Raw genomic sequence first — 15401 nt, forward strand, 5'->3', positions numbered from 1 at the left:
CCGGACAGAAGAAGACGGGTCACGGAAGAAAACAGACCGAAACACCCCGATCTGAAACCGCATAAGCATAAGAAAGGCGACTAGTAGGCCTACCTGCGACTTACAGTAAGTCGCCTTGTCGAGGTCTCAACGCCCCATAACAGTGAGGTGGTCTAGTGAGGTGGTCTAGCTAAGCCGGACACAATTGGGACGTTGTTTGAAGATGGGTTTCGAAGTGGTTGGGCGAGTGATAGCCGAGAGCAGAATGTCGGCGTTCGGCGTTGTAATAGGCAATATGGTGGCTGATTTCGAGCTTGGCTTCGGCCAGGCCGGGGAAGCTGCCGCCGTCGAGCAGTTCGGCTTTGAAGCGGCTCCAAAACGATTCGGCGTGGGCGTTGTCGTAGCAGTTGCCGCGCCGGCTCATGCTTTGCAAGGCCCCGTGTTGGGCGACCAGGGCTTTGAAGCGGGTAGCCGTGTACTGACTGCCCTGGTCGGAGTGCACGACGAGCCCGGCCGGCGGGCGGCGCACGACCAGGGCCCGGCGCAGGGCCTCGCTCACGAGGTCTTCGGGCATGGTATCGCGCACGTCCCAGCCCACGATTTTGCGCGAGCAGCGGTCGAGCCATACGGCCAGGTAGAGCCAGCCGCCGCCCTGGCGGGGCAGGTAGGTGATGTCGCCCACCCACACTTGGTTCGGGGCGGTGGGGGCCGGTTGGCCGAGTAAGCGGTTGGGGGCGGCGCGCACGGCCGGGTCGGAATCGGTGGTGCGCGGCACGAACGAGCGAGGCTGCTGGGCGCGCAAGCCGTGGACTTTAAGCACACGCCGAATGCGCCAACGACCCACGCCGTGGCCTTCGGCCTGCACCTCGGCCCGCAGCCGGCGCGTGCCGTAGCGCTGGCTGTGGCGTACAAACGCTTGACGTACGGCTACTTGCCAGGCCGGCTCGGGTACAGGTTGGCCCTGCTGCCGGTGCCAGGCGTAGTAGGCGCTGGGCGCGATGTGCAACACGCGGCAGAGCTGGCGCACGGGCACCCGCACCTGGCACTGGGCGATGTATCGGTACGTACTCACGGGGTCGGCTGGCCGAGCCTGCGCCTACAGCAGGCAACTGATCAGGGCTTTTTTTAAAATATCCAGCTCCTGCGCCAGCCGCTTGTTGGCGGCGCGCAGAGCACGCACCTCCGGGTCACGGGCCACTTCGACGCTGCCGACCTCGGCCACCACTTGGGCCTGCTGCCAGCGGTAGAGCAGCTTGGGACTGATGCCCAACTCGCGGGCTGCGGCTTGCGTACTGCGGCTCTCGGACGCCAAGCGCAGGGCCTCGACCTTGAACGCCTCGTCGTATTTACGCCGTTTGTCGGGCGACACCCCGCTGGTTTTTGCTGCCATAACAGAAGAAAGATACGTCCTTCTTCTGTCCGCCTTCTCTAGACCACCTCACAGTATGCACCATGGTAAAGCCCCTCGCCCGCTATCCTCAGGAAGTGACGCGAGGGGCTTTCGTTTGCATAGCGCCTCTCCAGCACCGTGCTGGCCGCTCTGTCGTGTTCACTTACCCAGATACACGCCTAGGCTACCTGCACCTGCTGGCAGGCTATAAGCTATCCAACTACCCAGTTTGACGCGAAAGTGCACGCACGGACGCTGGCTCTCCGGCTTGCTTATCGTCCTTCTTACTTAGGTAGACCAGCAGCCCCACGGCTGCAAGAGCGCCTAGTTTGAAAGCTGTTTAGGGTTTCTGGTAGAGCTTCACACTTTTTGGGCTTTGCGAAGGGCCTCCACATAGTGGCGCTCCTCTTTCACGGCATTCAGGCGGGCTTCGTCCTGTTCCCGCTACGCGAGTTCCTTCTCGCGCATCTGCTTCCGAATCTTCCCCTGCACTTTCTCCTGGAATTCCTGCACCACGTAGAGTTCCTGCAGCTTCAGGTTCAGATAGCTGGCCGACACGGAAGCATCCCGCGCGGTGGTCAGTCTGTTGTTGGCTTCGAACGCTTTGTTAACCCGCGGTTCCACCACGGTCACGTTGTTTTTTGAACCCCTTTCGCTCGTTTCGTGGCGTCGAGGAGGGAATGATCAAGCAGGCCATCGGGGTGTGCATTGCCGCCGGGGCCAAAATAAATCCGGACGTGCTGGAGCTGTCCCACCGCACCTACGCCCTGCAGCTGCTGTCCCAGAAGGCCTGAGTGGAGCGCGACGACAATGAAACGCCCGAGGCCATATTTGCCTCGGGCGTTTTTCGTGCCGGTGCTGCTCAAGCACCAGCTGACTACTCGTAGTCGTCGATTTCGATTTCCTCATCCGGTTCCCGGTTGGGGTATAGGTCACCGAGAATGGATTCAATTGTTTCCTCGCCCAGGTCGTCCCCTTCATTGATCTGCCGGAATCGTTCCTCGTTTTCTTCTTTTTCCTGCTGGGCGAGCCATTTGTAGTAGGCTTCCTGGCGTTCAGGGCTCGTGGGTTGTTGCATGGTCAGATGATGGTTAAAAGCCGGTGGAATAAACTTTGTTGTGCATAGATAGCGACTGCAATACTCTAAAAACAAGCATTTTAGCCGCAGAGCGTTTTAGCCGTCTTATTCCCTTTATACTACAAGGAGTGGATATGCAGAATTATCACAAACTTTTTTTCTGGTGTCCAGATCCAAGGAATTTTCTGTCCGCTTATGAGTATGCGCCAACTGCTCGCTAAGCGCTTGCTGGAAGCCCAGCAGCCGGAGTCACGAGCAATTTCAGCGTAGCGTGGCTCAGGAACTGGGACTAAACTGCTGGAACTGCTGGTCAGGATGGGGACGCAGTGGCCACTGCGTCCCCATCCTGACCAGCAGCAACCAGACGTGGCCTAGCAGGCTGAATTTACACGATGCCGCCAAGCCGCAAATACGGGTTGGATTGAATCTGCCGGCAGCCGTCGATGATGTTTTCTACTTGCGCCTCGTATTCGGTGCCAGCAGTAGGCAGGCTCCGGGCCACCCGTGACACTTCAAAAGCCTCATCAATCACGCGCTGTTCCTGGGCCGCGTAGTTGTCGTGCGTCCGGGGGCGTTTGGAGGGCATACCCACTTGCGTTTCAGCGACCTGATTGTAGTGGCGGTGCAGGGCTTTGACTTGTTCAAGTAAGGTGTTGCTCATGGCTGGAATGGAAAAGTTGGTGTCGAAAAAAGACGGCTATTCGCTTTAGACTTCCAAATCAGGAGCAAAAAAAAGAATCGATTGGCCGGGCAAATTACCTGCTGAAAACGCGTTTCTGGCCTAAAAAGGGGGGCTGTTATATGTGTCTTAAGGATAACGCACGGTATCCACCCGCCAACTCGGTTGCTTATAAACGAATAAACCCCGGAGGCTGGGGGCTCCAGGGTTTAAAGAAGTGGGTGCCGTCACACCTACCTTCTAACGCAATGAATACGTAACGGGTCAATACGAATTTTGGGTGCCAGCTTACACCCAGCATATCCTACCAGCAGGGTAAAGAGCAGCGTCTTGTACGAACAGTCAGAACACTTAGGTAGGGTAGTAGAACCCTATAGTGCGTGTAGTACTTCGTTATGAACGATCGGTTGGATACTCGATTGCCAAACTTAGCGGCTCAATTTGCATCGTGTTATATATGCTATCCGCATCATCCATAATCCACCCCTTCGTTAACGCCTCTTGTAGATATTGCTGCGCTGGCTGGGGAAGACTTGGGAGCAGACTTTCCAAGGTTTTTATACTGGCCGTATAGCTATCCCGGATTTGAGCTAATTTAGAAATCTCGTTGTGCAACCCAAGGATTTCCAGGCTAGTAATGGCGCGTATCTTGATAAACGCGGCATAGCGCTCAGGATCGGCCCGCAAGGCACTAAAGAGTGCCTGCTCATAGCTATACTCTAGTGGGTCAAGATCTGTCGCAGACGAAGAAGGCATGGTTGGAACCCGCTCGCGCAGTTCCGCCTCAATAACGATTCTAATTTTTCGTACGCTTTCCATGAAGGGGGCAGTGGCAAAGTGAAGAAGGTGGATTTTCGGTATGGAAAGCACCGGCAGCAACCTTGATCTATATAAAGTGGAGAGCAACGTCTGGTAATAGGGAAAGCAGGTAGGTATGCAAGCAATAGCAAGTAAACAACCTGTAGAAGCCGGGCACTAAGGTAGCTCAATATTTAAATAGGGCAAATTTGCCCTAACATTTTCTGGCTTTAGCCGCCTCTTTTGCGGGGTGAAATACCTCCGGGATCAACACGGCCTGCAGCAGTTTGGGCTTCGCTTGCGCCACTTGCGGACGGCTAAGGGGTTCACCCAAGAAAGCTTAGCAGCAGCTGCGGAGATAGAATTCAGTCAAATCGGTCGGATTGAGCGGGGTGTCATTAACACAAGCTTAAGTACTGTCTTCGTCTTAGCGCGCACTTTGCAGATAGACGTGAGGGAGTTATTCGACTTTTCCTCCACTACCTGATCGGTGGCTTACTGCCGCTAAGCTTTGCATTCCTGTTGCAGTTTCTGGCAAGTCCGGCGTACAGCTCACCCTATTTTATGCTACCAAAAAATGAGTGACGAGATAGCAGAGATTTTCGGCCAAGTACTCCAGCAGTCACGAAAACAGCTAAGTATGTCCCAGGAAGAGCTGGCTTATGCCAGCAGTTTGAATCGCACCTATATTTCACATTTAGAAAACGGTAAGCAGGCTCCTTCTCTAGTAACGCTATTCAACTTGGCCCAGGCTCTGAACGAGAAGCCATCCACGCTGCTGCGGCGAGTTGAATTACACCTAAGTCAACAGAGTAGTAAGCAGAAGGCAGTGTAGTTACAACTCCAGCACAAGCTAGAACTGGCCTGGCTTTCATCCAAGACAAAATTTGACCAAAAAGCGGCAAAATACCATTTGTAACTTTATCAAGTATTGTGCATTCATGAGTAAATAGGCTTACTCTTCTTTACATTATACCGCATGTTCTTTTTTGCTCTAAATCAGCTCAAAAACTCTTTTTAGCTATGCTAATCCAATAAAATTATTAAAAAATAATACCCTATCCAGAATTTATAAATTGTATTATTAATATACATATACTACTTGATCCGTGTAATCTATCTGAATTCGGTGCAATTAGAAATGATTGCACTTTGAAATGATTATATTGCATTAATACCTTTGCGGTCTGTTCAATCCTTCACAAATCGCTTTTTATGGAAGAGTTGTATGCTCGCTTTCCTGCGCTCGCAGATCACCCCACTGTTGCTTGTTGGCTGCAAATCGTTACCAATGAAGGATTAGTCAAGAACACGGTACTCAAATACGCTCGTGTACTAAGTGACTTCTTACGCCATTGCCAGGAACACCCAGTGGACCACCTGCTTGCAACGCGGGAGCACACCGCGCTGTACCAGAACAGCCTGGGCAAAAAGACCTGGCGAAAAGGTCATGTCACCCGAACGGGCCTGTCCAAATCCACCATTCGTCAACACCTGATGGTACTTAAGCTGTACTATTCATATTTGGTGGATTCTGGTGAGCGAACCACTATCCCGCTTCGCAAAAGCACCAGCCCCCACGGCTCTCATCCCTATTACAGCTCCGGAGCTAATGAGGCGGAGGAATGCGAAGCCTGGATACCTGATGCACAGGAGTGGGCAGCGATTACCGCTCGCATGCAACGAACTTCCCTGCGCAACCTGCTGATGCTGAAGCTGGCCTACGATGGAGCATTACGCCGGGAAGAAGTCTGCTCGCTGCAAGTGGGCGACCTGGATCACGCAAACCTGTTGCTAACTGTGCGCAGAGAAACGACTAAGAACAAACTGCAGCGCATCGTGCCCTTCTCCCGGGAAACACAGTTAGTGTACGACGCCTACCTGGCCATTCGGCCGGTCCCGCTCCATCCCCGCGAGCCCCTCTTTGTCTCCGAGTCCCGGCGCAATACCGGCCGGCCCATCACGATTTGGTCCTGGAGCAAGATCGTGCACACCGTAGCGCTACGCAGCGGCTTGCCTCAATTGAGAACCCATACCATGCGCCATTTACGCCTTACGCATTTGGCGGAGGCAGGGGTTGACCTCTTGGCGATCGCCAAAATTGCCGGCCACAAGAATCCGCAAACGACGATGCGCTACCTACATATACGCCCGCCTGAGATAGCCAAAAAAGTAGTTGACGCCCTGCGCTCCCTGGATGATGAACAGGACTCCTCCCTTTGCTAAGGCCCGTATGAACACTCCCCACCGATTGGAACTATGGGCCGCCCGCCTAGCGGAATTCAATCAAGAGCCCGCCCTGCTGGTCCCCGAAAAGAATGCGTTACTTGAATGCGTTCGGGCGCAGCCCCTGCCGGGCAGTGCACTGCCGCCGGGGCAGGGCACGCGACCCGACCTGGCGCGTTTACTGGAGCCGGTACGCTGCGCCCTGGCCTTTTGCGGTTACGAGGAAGCCAGCGAGCCCAGTGTCCTCGCCTGCCTGGATGTACTGGTAAGCCAGATGCAGCACCGGGGCACATCGCTATGGGCCTGGGATGAGGCAGTTTGGGTAAGCCTGATCGGTAAAACCAAACAAGCGGGCTCGGTAGCGCGCGCGCCCGGCCTGCGGCAGCTGGGTGCCACCCCGGCCCGGGTCCGGGAACACCTGATGTGCTGCGCCTACCTGCTCAAAAGCATACCCATCTATTCGCTCGTTGCTCCCGGTCAGCCCGTGACCGTTGCCGCCCGCCAGCTGTTAGACCATGGTGCCTTACAGGCTGCGCTGGCCACCGTCCAGACCGAGCTGCAGCGCGGCGGCTGGACCAATAGCGGTAGCAACCCCGTGTTGGCCGCCTGCCTTAGCCAGGCGCTTCTTTTGGCCCGCAGTCCCCATTTGACCGACCTCACGCTTCCTGTCCTGCAGCGTGTCCACGATCTGGCGGCGGACTTGCCCTACCTGCGACGCGCCTGTATTCTACTCTCCAAAGCCTTGCACGGGCTGGGCATCCTGACCGAGGCCTTAACTCCCGGTCCTCGCCTCCGAGTCGGGCGTCGAGGCGAGCAGGATTCCATGCCCGAGGCCTGGCTGTCACTTCTGCAGCGGTGGGCCTCGACGGAGAGCTGCAACGAAAGCGTGCGCAACCTGGTCCTAACGGCCGCGGCCAAAGCTGCCCGGTGGTCGGCCTCTCAGCCCGGCGCACCCACGCCCGAGCAGTGGACAGCGCCCATTGCCTTGCAATTCGTTGCGGCCGTGAAAACTATGCGCATGGGCCAGTGGTTGCACCCGGCCCATGCCGGGCGCTATAGCCGCGCTGACCGGGAAATGAAACCGGCTTCCCGCGCCCAGCTGCTGAGCTGCCTGCGCCGCTTTTTTGCCGATTGTCAGGAGTGGGGCTGGCTTCCGGTGCAGTTCAGCCCGCAACGCCTGCTGGCCACGCCGCGCGCCATCCGGGACCAATGCAACATCAAGCCCCGCGTCCTGGAACACCACGTTTGGATGAAATTGCGGGAGGCCAGTGCAACCCTGACGGCCCAGGACCTGGCCTACGCGCCCTTAACCCGCCCGGACGGCAGCACCGGCGAGCGCCGGGCCCATTACCCGTTCGAACTGGTACGCGCCATCGCTATTACCTGGCTGCTGACCGGCCTGCGAAGCGATGAGCTCGGACGACTAGCGGTGGGCTGCGTGCGGCGCCAGCCCAAGGTCACCGGCTACGCAGCTTGGTTACCCCAGGATGAGGTGCTTGGGGCCTGTTACCTGCGCGTACCGAGGCACAAGTCCGGACGAGCCTTTGAGAAACCAGTTCCGCAAGCAGTGGGCGACGCGGTGCTTGCGTGGCAGCATGTGCGGCCGGCCACCCCAGCCCAGCCGGACCCGAAAACCGGGGAGCTAACCGACTTTTTGTTTACGCGGCGGGGCGGCACCATCGGGCGCACGTACCTTAATCACTGCTTGATTCCCTTACTCTGCCGCAAGGCGGGCATTCCCACGCATGATGCGCATGGCCCGATTACCAGCCACCGGGCTCGCACGACGCTAATTACAAGCCTGTATAACAGCGGTAAAATGAGCGTATTGGATATAATGAAATGGATGAACCACAAGTCGATGCGAACCACGCTGCATTACATCGACGTTCCCGATAAACGGATCATCGACGCATTCCTGCAAGCCAACGCGCACATCAACCAGCAAGCAAAATATGCGACGCCAAAATTTCCAGCCGGCCAAGCCGATCCGCCCGCTGCCCCCCTGTCCCGCGCCCGCATCTTGGAGTCGCTAACGACCCTTGAGCAACTGGCCGCCGTTCCCACGCTCTCAGCCGCTGGGCGGCACGCCATTCAGCAAGGCATGCATGCCCTGCAACAACAACTCGCGCACTTACCACCCGACCCGGAAGCATAGGCTCTTCAACTAAACTGCCAGCAGAAGCCTTCTGAACACTAGAAGTGATGTGCTCAATGTACCCAGCGTACGTATAGATGGCCGTGCGCAACGGATATGGTTGAACCCATTCTTTCTGATAGACCGTTTGTATAGTACTGCGTTAGAAGTTTGACTAAAAAAGCCCCGCCGGCCTCAGTCGGCGGGGCTTATTCGTTGACTTTCGGTAGGACAGAGATTGGTTTCCACCTTTTTAGAGCGTGTGGACAGCACGAGCTGCGAAGGAAGGTGGAGAGTCAAGCGTGCGGCGCTGGACCCCGTTGAGCAGAGGTAGGGTGCGCGCCATATAGGGGCCATTTAGATTTTCTGTAAGCTACGCAGACGGCACCTTGTCTATTGGGATAGGTAATTCATCTTACGTTTTTCCCTAGCAAAGTAGCTCCTTGAGTCGGCCACGTTCGAGCTTCAAGTTCACTTAACACGACGGCTAAGTACCCGGCCGTGTGACCTTGTTGGCGCAACATCAGCGTGGCTTTCTTGTAAGGAAAGCTGTCCGCATTTATCAAAGTCATTCCCTCAGCCGCTATAAGCACTTCGGCCTTGATGGCAAACTTGTTGACACTCTCTGATTGGCAGGCGCCCAGCAGTAGCAGCGAAAGCAGGATGGGGTACCCTTTCAGAACCAGGCTATTTCCGGTCACGATTATTTTCCTATGCCTGCCGATGACGGCGCGTTGAGGAGGATGACTTGACAGCGGCAAAGAGGGGCCGTACAGCACGAGCCGTTTCTCTTCGGCGAGAGTAGCAGTTGGGCGGGTGCACTGAGACGCAACGCAACAAGCCGTAGTGGTGGATGAGCTCATCGCGCAGCACTAGAAAAATACTCTGGTAATTGGCTCGGTCTACTCGAGTCCACTCAACGGAAGCTTCTTGTAACGAACCACAAACGCCCGTTTGTGATCTGTTACAAACCCGCTACCTTCACCTACCAGCACGTAAACTACCCCATGAAACACTTTCGCGAGTATTCCGCTGCCATGCAGCAGAACATTGCCCAGCAGGTGCGCACCCAGGCCAAGGAGAGCGGTTCTATTAATCAGTGGGTAAATGCCCTCTACATTCTTAATCCTGAACTGAACGCTTATCCCAACCACCCGGCCCAGGTAGTCGGCGAGGTCGCCCTTCTAGTGCACGACAACAACCAGAAATAACACCTATCCCCAAACACCCCCAGTATGTATGGATCAGGAAACCTTATTTAAGACTATACGCAACCGGGAGGTTGTCCTGTGGGCTGGAGCCGGGTTTTCAAAGTATGCCGGCTACCCCATGGGCGGCGGCTTGGTACGTCACCTGTTTGATACGCTCAGCAAAGCCCAGCAGCAGCAGGCCCGGGAGTATGCCCCCTCGCTGGATGCAGACGGTTATCCTAACATGCCGCTACCTGCTTTTGCCAGTCTGTTCGTCAACCTGTTTAACGGGCGCCTGCACGAGTTGCGCAAAGAGGTAAAGGCCGTATATTCTGCGCGGCCCAAGTCACTAAAGACTCATCAGCAGGTGGCTACCATTCCTTTCTTCGAGCATATCGTTACTACGAACTACGACTCGCTCTTTGAGCAGGCGTACGGCCAGGATAAACTTCACATTGTTACCAACGGTGAGCAGATACCGTATCAGGAACCAAATAAACCTACTCTGTATAAGGTGCATGGCAGCCTGGAGGACTTGAACCGTCTGCTGATTACGGAGGAAGACTACCGGGCATTTTACTCCAAGGCCGACCACCTGCTGTGGGGTGCCATCCAGGCGCTTATGGCGAGTAAAACTCTGCTCTTCGTTGGCTACGGCCTGGAAGACCCGAATGTACTGGTCTTATTTGAGCGCATCCTGGATGCGGTAAAAGGCAATATGCGCGGGGCCTACCTAGTTTCCCCCAATTTGAGTCAGCTCCGCATCGACTGGCTCAAGCGCCACAACGTCACCTACATTCAATCTACCGGGGAACAGTTAATTGCCGACCTGCTGCAGGACCTGAAGGATACTGCGGTACCCGCCTTAAAAAAGGGAGGGATTGAACTGGGGCCAACGACGCAGTTCCTGCGTAATCTCGGGCTTAACCCAACGATTAAGACTAGCGAGAACGGGTATCATATCTCGCAGCTTACTGGAGTACAGGGAGAGGTAGCGGGGCAAGTGACCCTAACCGTTCGCGAGGACGGGCGCGCATCGCTTACTCAATTTCAACAAGGGTTGTCGGGCCTGGCGTATCATATAGGTCCTTCCCAACTGGTTGATTTTGAATGGCGGGTAGGGGGCGTAAACCTGGGCTTGGAAATGGGCTCATTGGTGTTTGTACGCTCCCATACCATTGAGAAAACAGTTGATATTGAGTTTACCGGAGGGCTCTGCATCCGCGATGCCACCTTACGCATCTACTCCAGCCCTGAGCAGGTAGACTTTTTGGTGTACACGGATCTGCACAAGGTTCAGATCCGTGTACCCAAGAAGAACATTCACGCGAAAGGCTTTAAGTACTCGGCTACAGTTTCTCGTCGGCATCGCTATACTGATTCAGTTGATAGTGGCCTGCTACATGCCAGAATTCTACAGTCATTAGGCAGGGGGGAAGGAATCGCTTTGTATGAAGATGGAGAGCGTATCTGGAGCAAGGAGGAAACACCTCGGGGCCTTCCTTTTATCAAACAAGGAGAAAGCTTAGAGAGGAACATGCAGACCCTTCAGGTAGTGGAGAAGGGGTTCAACATCCGATTTCGACGGTTCAAGCTCACAGGCGACGACATAGACACAGCGGCGGAACTGAGCTATATCCTGCAGATGAAAACGCGGGTATCCAAGGCGTTTAAAGGGTACGTCGATGCTGTGGTAGAAGATCCTTCTAAACTCCCTGAATCTCAGGACCAGGATGTTGTTGTCCACCAGCAGCTAGATACGACTTATACGCTGCTGGGCTGGAAGCTCCGCATCGAGTACGAGGCAGCGCATGTGCTAAAGCAGGCACGGTATAAGCGAAGAGGCAAGGACAAGACCGCTTACCGCATTACCAGTGCCACTCGTGAATTACATACGCTGTACGGACCTGAGCAAGCCACTAGCGTCGTGGAAGCAGGCAAGCCCGAACCAATTCAGCGCCTAGATAAGATCGAGATGGAGACTTTACATGGTGACGAATCGGAGTAAGCCATGCGTACCTACATTGCCTACTACCGGGTAAGCACGGCCCGCCAGGGCGCCAGTGGCCTCGGCCTGGAATCACAGCAGTACCTGGTGCAATCCTATGTGCCAGCCGGAGGGCGACTGCTGCAGGAGTTCATCGAGGTAGAGTCCGGCAAGAAGAACAACCGGCCCCAGCTCAAGGCCGCACTGGCGGCTGCCAAGCAGCAAGGCGCCACGTTGCTCATCGCCAAGTTGGATCGCCTGAGCCGCAACGCTGGCTTCATCTTCGCGTTGCGTGATTCCGGAGTCGACTTTCTTGCCTGCGACATGCCCGATGCCAATACGCTCACGGTTGGCATCTTTGCCGTGATAGCCCAGCACGAGCGGGAAACCATCAGCAAGCGCACGAAGGACGCGCTGCAGGCGAAGAAGGCGCGGGGCCAACAGCTAGGCAGCCCCCAGAACCTAACGCAGGAAGCCCGGCTGAAAGGGGCTGCCGCTCGCCGGCAGCAGCGCCAGCGCACGCCGCAGAATCAACAGGCAACCAGCCTCGTGGTTCTGCTACGCGCCCAAGGATTGACGTTTCGTCAAATCGCAGCGCATTTAAACGCAGCCATGTTTCGTACAGCCGCCGGAAAAAAATATGCTGCTATGACGGTTCAGCGGCTCTTTCGTTATTCATCAACAATAGCAACAGGTCAGCCCGGTCCTGTTAGTAACCCACTGTAAAACAGATGAATATTTAATCTGGTGAGCGACTGAGTCTAGTATATTAACTTCCTGAACTTCTTGAGGAATTTTAAGAAGCCTAAGAACACTTGATTCTTTAACTTCTTTGACTTGCTAAACATGTTAGACTTCTTTAAGAAGCTAAACATGTCAGACTTCTTTAACTTCCTCAGGAAGCTTGGCAGGTGACAGAAGTCGAGGAAGTTTTAATTCTTTATTATTGCTGTCAGATCAAGCGTGTGCTGCACCATGAAGATTATTGTATTTGCTAACCACAAGGGGGGAGTCGGAAAGACTACGTCTACGCTTAGCGTGGCTCAAACCTTGGCACGTGACGGCTACCGCGTGCTCTTAATTGATTGCGACGCCCAGCGTAATCTTTCCCTTGCCTTCCGCTTGCCGGCAGGCTATCCGGATCTAGGATTGGTTTTAGAGAAAAAAGCTCAGTTGACCGACGTTGTCCTGGCGATAGAGGAACACTTGCACTTAGTGGCCGCTACCCCGGATCTGGACTATCTAGAAAAAATGGTTGGCCAGCAATTAGGCTACGAGAGTATCCTGCGGAAGGGGTTGGCACCTCTGCAGGACCAGTATGACTACTGTCTGATTGATACCCCGCCTTCATTATCTGCCCTTACGTACATGGCGCTGGTAGCTTGTAACGCGGTATTTATTCCGTGTCAACCGGAATACTTTGGGTACGAAGGGCTCAATAAGCTCATGCAAGCCTGCGAGCGGGTGAAAGACCTCTATAACCCCAATCTGACTATAGGAGGTATTTTCTTTACCAAGTACAGTAGCCGCTACCGTAAAAAGCTTCATCATGACATTGTGGCCCTGATTGACTCCAAGTATTCTGAGGCCAAGCTGCTCATGGAAACCACTATTCGTGAAAACGTTTCGCTGGCGGAAGCTCAGATAAAGAAGCAGAGCATCTACCGGTGGGCGCCCGAGAGCAATGGCGCCACTGATTACGAATCGCTTACCCAAGAAATCATTGCCCGAGTATGAGCAAGCAGAGCAAGAAACCAAATTTTGGGGATGACTTGGATGCCTCGGCGCCATCGCTAACGAATGACGCGCTCCTATACGGGGTAAACCGGAGCATCTTACCGCAGGTAGCCCCAACCCCTGCTGCTTCGTCCGAACCGGAAACTACTGCTTCCACTTCGACGGAAGAAGAATGGTTGAAATTCAGCAGCTTTCTGCGACGCAGCACCTACGTTCGCTTAAAGCAAAGTGAGTACTGGGACCGACTGGTGCTGAAGAAAGCAGTTGATTCAGCACTTTGTGCTTTTCTAGACACGATGGAAGGAGCTGATCGGCCGCTGCCAGAAGACGAACAGTATCGACTGAATGGCAAGAAACTCAAATAGTTACAGTATAAAAAAGCATAAAAAGCGCCGCAAAAATTTTCGCTTATTACTTTTTTTTGCTTTTACCGCGACCGTCTTTTCATGCCTACAAAATCGCCCTAAACAAGCTAGCTGATTACCTATACTATATTAGTAATTACAGGAGCCGTAACGGCCTGATTATATGTATCATGGAATGGAATAAGCCTACAAAATCGCCCTTTCATGCCTACAAAATCGACGATTAGCGCCTACAAAATCGCCCTTTGACGCCTACAAAACCGCCTTGCTGCCTTCCTTATGCCTACAAAATCGCCCTTGATCCCGATTGTTGACAAAACGGTTGCCCAGCACAATGCACTCATCAACGCAAGGTTCAGTTTTGTACCTCTGGAAATGCGACTCTTCATCTCTTTACTCACGCGTATCGAGCCCGGGGATGAGCAGTTTCGGGAGCATTTCGTACCGATGGCCGAGATTATCCACGAGCGCACGGGGGGATCTGCGTATGATGAGGTAAAGCAAATGTGCAATAACATTACCTCCCGACGGCTTTATATCGAGAAGCTAATCGACACGCAGCAGGGTACTCGGAAGCGGAGCAAAAAGCCTGACTTCGAATTCATCCCCTTAATGGCGAAGGCCGCTTACGAGAGCGATAGGGGAGGGGTGGTTGCCTCGTTTAACCCCCTGATTATGCCTTATCTACTGCAGTTGCGGGAGAGTGGCAACTTCACCCTCGCGCAACTGGAGCAGCTTAATAAGCTGAAGAGCTTTTACTCCTACCGCATTTACTGGCTGCTGAAAGAGTATGCCACCTTCAAGGAACGTACCATCACAATTGCCCAACTCCGTTTCTTACTAGATCTACAGGAAGGCGAGTACCCACGCTTCAACAATCTACGCACCCGCATTTTGGACAAGGCCCAGACCGAGATGCAACAGACGGATATGCCGTTCACGTACGAGCTGCAGAAACAAGGCAAAGTTGTGTCGGAGGTGAAATTTCTGCTAGCTGCTCCTCATAACGGAGAAGTCATGCCTACAAAATCGCCCTTGGCCGAAGTGCCCGCTTGGGCTCGGACTTTAGCAGAAATTGGCGTCGGGGAAAGAAGCCTGGCAGTAGTCCACCGACAACTGGAAGCCGGCGAGTATGAAGTAGACTACATTGCCTACGTAATACGCATCGTAACCAACCAGTTCCGTAAGGGCAAGATCAAGAAGCCCGCAGGCGCTATCTACAAGGCCTTGATAGAGAAATACCTGTTGGTGGATTATCAGCAAGCGAAAGCTGCCGCTGGAACGAAAAAAAAGGCATTGACTCAAGCGCCTTCCGCTGCCGCTGCAGTAACCTACCGTCTAAGTGAGGTGCGAAAAATATATGATAACCCTGGGCCTTACGCCCAACGGCAGAAGCAAGCCGATACTTTCGAGCAACATCTGCAGCAAGTATATCTACGTGACGGCTTCACAATAGAAGATCGAGATGGAGAACAGTGGCTGGTCAAATATGACGAGAAACGGTAACGCATTCTAAAGTGCTACGTTAGCTTGCGCCCGTTAAAATCAAGTTATAGCCGGCTTAATGAATGGCCAGTACAGCATACTGTGATGGAAAGCTACCATCTGGCTGACATGTTTATCTCTTTCCTCCCCAAGGAATGGCCGCTTAGTAGCCATTAGGGCAGAATATCATGCTTCCGAAGTGCCCTGCTTCCATTTACTTTAGCAGGGCTTACGCATCAAATCTAAGGAGCAGTTGCACGGTCGTTTTGGCGGGCGCGGGTTAGTAGTTGGGTCAGGTAGTTATCGCTCCAGCCCGCATTCCGGCGGCGGGTCCGCAGACTGCCAGGCGG

Annotated in this window: 16 protein-coding genes; 11 read left to right on the forward strand and 5 right to left on the reverse strand. The window is 54.2% G+C overall.

Annotation, left to right across the window (positions count from 1 at the left end):
* Positions 1-169: 169 nt before the first annotated feature.
* Positions 170-1051 carry an IS3 family transposase gene (locus EI290_RS19830; protein ID WP_125433383.1) on the reverse strand — a complete coding sequence of 294 codons (882 nt, stop codon included), beginning with the start codon at positions 1049-1051 and terminating at the stop codon, positions 170-172.
* Between the two features lie 24 nt (positions 1052-1075).
* A complete protein-coding gene (locus EI290_RS19835) occupies positions 1076-1369 on the reverse strand; it encodes a transposase (RefSeq protein ID WP_125433384.1) in 294 nt (97 codons plus the stop codon).
* A 641-nt stretch (positions 1370-2010) separates the two neighbouring features.
* On the opposite strand from EI290_RS19835, the gene EI290_RS22520 reads away from it, so the two are divergent.
* On the forward strand, positions 2011-2163 hold the full coding sequence (locus tag EI290_RS22520) for a hypothetical protein (RefSeq protein ID WP_167855337.1): 153 nt from the start codon (positions 2011-2013) through the stop codon (positions 2161-2163).
* Positions 2164-2246: 83 nt separating this feature from the next.
* On the opposite strand, the gene EI290_RS19845 is transcribed toward EI290_RS22520, so the two are convergent.
* The 3 genes from EI290_RS19845 to EI290_RS19855 all read right to left on the reverse strand — a co-directional run bounded on the left by EI290_RS19845 (position 2247) and on the right by EI290_RS19855 (position 4032).
* Positions 2247-2447: a hypothetical protein gene (locus tag EI290_RS19845; RefSeq protein ID WP_125433386.1), complete on the reverse strand. Its 201-nt coding sequence runs from the start codon at positions 2445-2447 to the stop codon at positions 2247-2249.
* A gap of 385 nt (positions 2448-2832) precedes the next feature.
* Positions 2833-3108 carry a hypothetical protein gene (locus EI290_RS19850; RefSeq protein WP_125433387.1) on the reverse strand — a complete coding sequence of 92 codons (276 nt, stop codon included), beginning with the start codon at positions 3106-3108 and terminating at the stop codon, positions 2833-2835.
* A gap of 411 nt (positions 3109-3519) precedes the next feature.
* On the reverse strand, positions 3520-4032 hold the full coding sequence (locus tag EI290_RS19855) for a hypothetical protein (protein WP_125433388.1): 513 nt from the start codon (positions 4030-4032) through the stop codon (positions 3520-3522).
* 142 nt (positions 4033-4174) lie between these two features.
* Between EI290_RS19855 and EI290_RS19860 the strand changes: the two genes are divergently transcribed.
* The 10 genes from EI290_RS19860 to EI290_RS19905 all read left to right on the forward strand — a co-directional run bounded on the left by EI290_RS19860 (position 4175) and on the right by EI290_RS19905 (position 15072).
* Positions 4175-4411: a helix-turn-helix domain-containing protein gene (locus EI290_RS19860; RefSeq protein ID WP_125433389.1), complete on the forward strand. Its 237-nt coding sequence runs from the start codon at positions 4175-4177 to the stop codon at positions 4409-4411.
* Positions 4412-4501: 90 nt separating this feature from the next.
* Complete coding sequence (locus tag EI290_RS19865) at positions 4502-4759, forward strand: helix-turn-helix domain-containing protein (RefSeq protein ID WP_125433390.1); 258 nt, start codon at positions 4502-4504, stop codon at positions 4757-4759.
* 380 nt (positions 4760-5139) lie between these two features.
* Complete coding sequence (locus tag EI290_RS19870; protein WP_125433391.1) at positions 5140-6150, forward strand: tyrosine-type recombinase/integrase; 1011 nt, start codon at positions 5140-5142, stop codon at positions 6148-6150.
* Between the two features lie 7 nt (positions 6151-6157).
* Positions 6158-8308, forward strand: a complete 2151-nt coding sequence (locus tag EI290_RS19875; protein WP_185817084.1) for a tyrosine-type recombinase/integrase — start codon at positions 6158-6160, stop codon at positions 8306-8308.
* Positions 8309-9294: 986 nt separating this feature from the next.
* A complete protein-coding gene (locus EI290_RS19880; protein WP_125433393.1) occupies positions 9295-9498 on the forward strand; it encodes a hypothetical protein in 204 nt (67 codons plus the stop codon).
* 28 nt (positions 9499-9526) lie between these two features.
* Positions 9527-11485, forward strand: coding sequence for an SIR2 family NAD-dependent protein deacylase (locus tag EI290_RS19885; protein WP_125433394.1), 1959 nt, complete (start codon positions 9527-9529; stop codon positions 11483-11485).
* Positions 11486-11488: 3 nt separating this feature from the next.
* Positions 11489-12190, forward strand: coding sequence for a recombinase family protein (locus EI290_RS19890; RefSeq protein WP_044019207.1), 702 nt, complete (start codon positions 11489-11491; stop codon positions 12188-12190).
* A gap of 249 nt (positions 12191-12439) precedes the next feature.
* Positions 12440-13201 (forward strand): ParA family protein, encoded by a 762-nt coding sequence (locus tag EI290_RS19895; protein ID WP_044019208.1) that lies wholly within the window; start codon positions 12440-12442, stop codon positions 13199-13201.
* On the forward strand, positions 13198-13566 hold the full coding sequence (locus tag EI290_RS19900) for a hypothetical protein (RefSeq protein ID WP_125433395.1): 369 nt from the start codon (positions 13198-13200) through the stop codon (positions 13564-13566). The genes EI290_RS19895 and EI290_RS19900 overlap by 4 nt, the downstream gene beginning before the upstream one ends.
* 279 nt (positions 13567-13845) lie before the next feature.
* Positions 13846-15072, forward strand: coding sequence for a replication initiation protein (locus EI290_RS19905; protein ID WP_125433396.1), 1227 nt, complete (start codon positions 13846-13848; stop codon positions 15070-15072).
* Positions 15073-15401 lie beyond the last annotated feature (329 nt).

The sequence above is a fragment of the Hymenobacter metallilatus genome (assembly GCF_003944705.1).
Taxonomy (GTDB): Bacteria; Bacteroidota; Bacteroidia; order Cytophagales; family Hymenobacteraceae; genus Hymenobacter; species Hymenobacter metallilatus.

What these genes read in the sequence shown, in the direction of transcription:
- EI290_RS19835 (WP_125433384.1), bottom strand. Translation starts at nt 1,369, where the DNA reads ATGGCAGCAAAAACCAGCGGGGTGTCGCCCGACAAACGGCGTAAATAC.
- EI290_RS19845 (WP_125433386.1), bottom strand. Translation starts at nt 2,447, where the DNA reads ATGCAACAACCCACGAGCCCTGAACGCCAGGAAGCCTACTACAAATGG.
- EI290_RS19850 (WP_125433387.1), bottom strand. Translation starts at nt 3,108, where the DNA reads ATGAGCAACACCTTACTTGAACAAGTCAAAGCCCTGCACCGCCACTAC.
- EI290_RS19865 (WP_125433390.1), top strand. Translation starts at nt 4,502, where the DNA reads ATGAGTGACGAGATAGCAGAGATTTTCGGCCAAGTACTCCAGCAGTCA.
- EI290_RS19870 (WP_125433391.1), top strand. Translation starts at nt 5,140, where the DNA reads ATGGAAGAGTTGTATGCTCGCTTTCCTGCGCTCGCAGATCACCCCACT.
- EI290_RS19875 (WP_185817084.1), top strand. Translation starts at nt 6,158, where the DNA reads ATGAACACTCCCCACCGATTGGAACTATGGGCCGCCCGCCTAGCGGAA.
- EI290_RS19880 (WP_125433393.1), top strand. Translation starts at nt 9,295, where the DNA reads ATGAAACACTTTCGCGAGTATTCCGCTGCCATGCAGCAGAACATTGCC.
- EI290_RS19885 (WP_125433394.1), top strand. Translation starts at nt 9,527, where the DNA reads ATGGATCAGGAAACCTTATTTAAGACTATACGCAACCGGGAGGTTGTC.
- EI290_RS19890 (WP_044019207.1), top strand. Translation starts at nt 11,489, where the DNA reads ATGCGTACCTACATTGCCTACTACCGGGTAAGCACGGCCCGCCAGGGC.
- EI290_RS19895 (WP_044019208.1), top strand. Translation starts at nt 12,440, where the DNA reads ATGAAGATTATTGTATTTGCTAACCACAAGGGGGGAGTCGGAAAGACT.
- EI290_RS19900 (WP_125433395.1), top strand. Translation starts at nt 13,198, where the DNA reads ATGAGCAAGCAGAGCAAGAAACCAAATTTTGGGGATGACTTGGATGCC.
- EI290_RS19905 (WP_125433396.1), top strand. Translation starts at nt 13,846, where the DNA reads ATGCCTACAAAATCGCCCTTGATCCCGATTGTTGACAAAACGGTTGCC.